The sequence below is a fragment of the Marinomonas pollencensis genome (assembly GCF_003387375.1).
GTDB classification, from domain to species: Bacteria; Pseudomonadota; Gammaproteobacteria; order Pseudomonadales; family Marinomonadaceae; genus Marinomonas; species Marinomonas pollencensis.
The window spans coordinates 1-2,001 of record NZ_QUNG01000033.1 but is presented as its reverse complement, the minus strand read 5'-3'; the positions used below and the strand labels follow the sequence as shown (position 1 = coordinate 2,001).

Here is a 2,001-nt window from a genome sequence, read left to right as displayed (position 1 = left end):
AAATGCCTTGGTTATAGACAACCTGCGGTGGTGTTCGATGAACTACGAAGCGCAGCATAATTTAGAGGGTGGTGCACTTCGGAGTTGAATTCGCGTAGAATATCATACTTGCTGAAAAAAATTAATCAGGAATCACAACGGCCCATCTAGCACACAAAACAGGAAAATACAACAAAAATGTGATGATGCACGTTATCTTAATACTATTATTTATGCTAATTTGAGGATTTATTTTGCTAAGCATTTCAAAAATATTAAAAAGAAAAAAGTTTCTGGGTCTCATCTGCAGATGTAAAGACGAAAGCTTTATAAGCGAATTTGCTGAATATTACCTCAAGGAAGGCGTTGATCACTTATATATAATAGATGACAACAGTGAAGACAAAAGCATTTACGAAAAAATAAAATCAAACAAAAAAATAACGATATTATATAAAAAAAATATAATCAGCAATAATTCTGCAAACGAGCTATACAAAAAAATAAAATCCCTTTTTACATGGATTATATACGTTGACGCTGATGAATTCATAACTACAAAGCGAAACAAAAATCACACAATCAGGGAAGAGATTAAGAACAACTTCTCTGAAGTAGATTGTATCAAAATACCTTGGGTTATGATGTCATCAAACAATATAAAAGAGACACCTAAAAGTATTTTAAATAAAAATATATGGAGATGGAATCATGATAAAGAACACCCTAATGATATACATAAATTTAGATGTAGAAAAAATGAAATAGAAGTTAAATGCATATTTAAAACATCAAGGTTTAGTGATATCAAGGACCACCACCCCATCACAAATAAAGAATCAAAAAGCTCAATAGTCAACTCTATAAATAAAGAAGAAGAAGAACTAAGTCCTTTTTACAAAAATCTAAATGAAGAAAAAATAAAAAAAGCCTATTTGGTTTGTTACCACTACAGAATAATCTCACAAGAGAACAATTTAAATAAACTAAAAAACAACATGTGGTACAAAAATAAAGGATATACTTTAAATGACTTACGCCAATCTGATCACGCGGAAGTTTTTGATAATCACATGTCAATAAAAAACAATACCAGAAAAATATTTATTATTGGCTTTAATCGATGTGGAACAAGATCACTACATTATCTTTTTAAAGAAAATGGGCTTTCTTGCATTCACTGGGACTCAGATAATTTAGTGAAGACTATCGAAAAGAATATAAAGGCAGGAAAAAAAGCTTTTTATAATGGCCACACAGTAAACAGTAACGTAAATAGTTACTGCTCATATGAAGATGCTCAAGTATTCTCAGACTTTACCTGTCATGAAATCGATAAAGACGCTAAAGATTATTACAAAAAACTTGATTACGACTATCCAAATTCAAAATTTATTTTAAATATTAGAAATGTAGATGACTGGATAAAAAGCCGAAAAAAGCACTCCAATGGCTTAATCGTTGAAAAGCAAAAAAAATACCATAATTGTTCAGAAGACCAACTTGATGCAATATGGAAAACCATGTGGGATAAGTCAATAAAAGAAATGAAAGAATATTTTTCCAACAGAGATAATGACTTTATAATTTTTGACATAGACAATGATGATATTAAAAAAATAAGCGACTTCTTAGAGGATGACTTCGTGCTAGATACTCAATTTTACACCCACATAAAGTAATAAAGTAATAAAGTAATAAAGCCATCAAATATATCAAACGGAGTGATTGTGGAAATCAGAAAATTAAACATGATTCGAGGCATTGCAGCTATAATTGTAATAGTCTCACATTTTAGCAATGGTACTAAGTGGTTAGGCGGGATATTAGGGGCTGGAGCAGGACAATTTGGTGTAATGCTTCGCAAATTCAGATAATAAGTGCACCACTCATGGTTGAGTAGGTGGCGAGAGATCAACTGCCCATAGGTGGTATTCTAACGTCGCCAAACAATTAGAGTATTACCATGAGCTATAAGCAGTTGATCGAAGGACAACGATACCAGATTCAAGCCTATTTGTA

Annotated in this window: 1 protein-coding gene; it reads left to right on the top strand. The window is 31.6% G+C overall.

From position 1 onward, the window contains the following. The first annotated feature begins 233 nt into the window (after positions 1–233). On the top strand, positions 234–1,661 hold the full coding sequence (locus tag DFP81_RS18045) for a glycosyltransferase family 2 protein (RefSeq protein WP_181903141.1): 1,428 nt from the start codon (positions 234–236) through the stop codon (positions 1,659–1,661). Positions 1,662–2,001 lie beyond the last annotated feature (340 nt).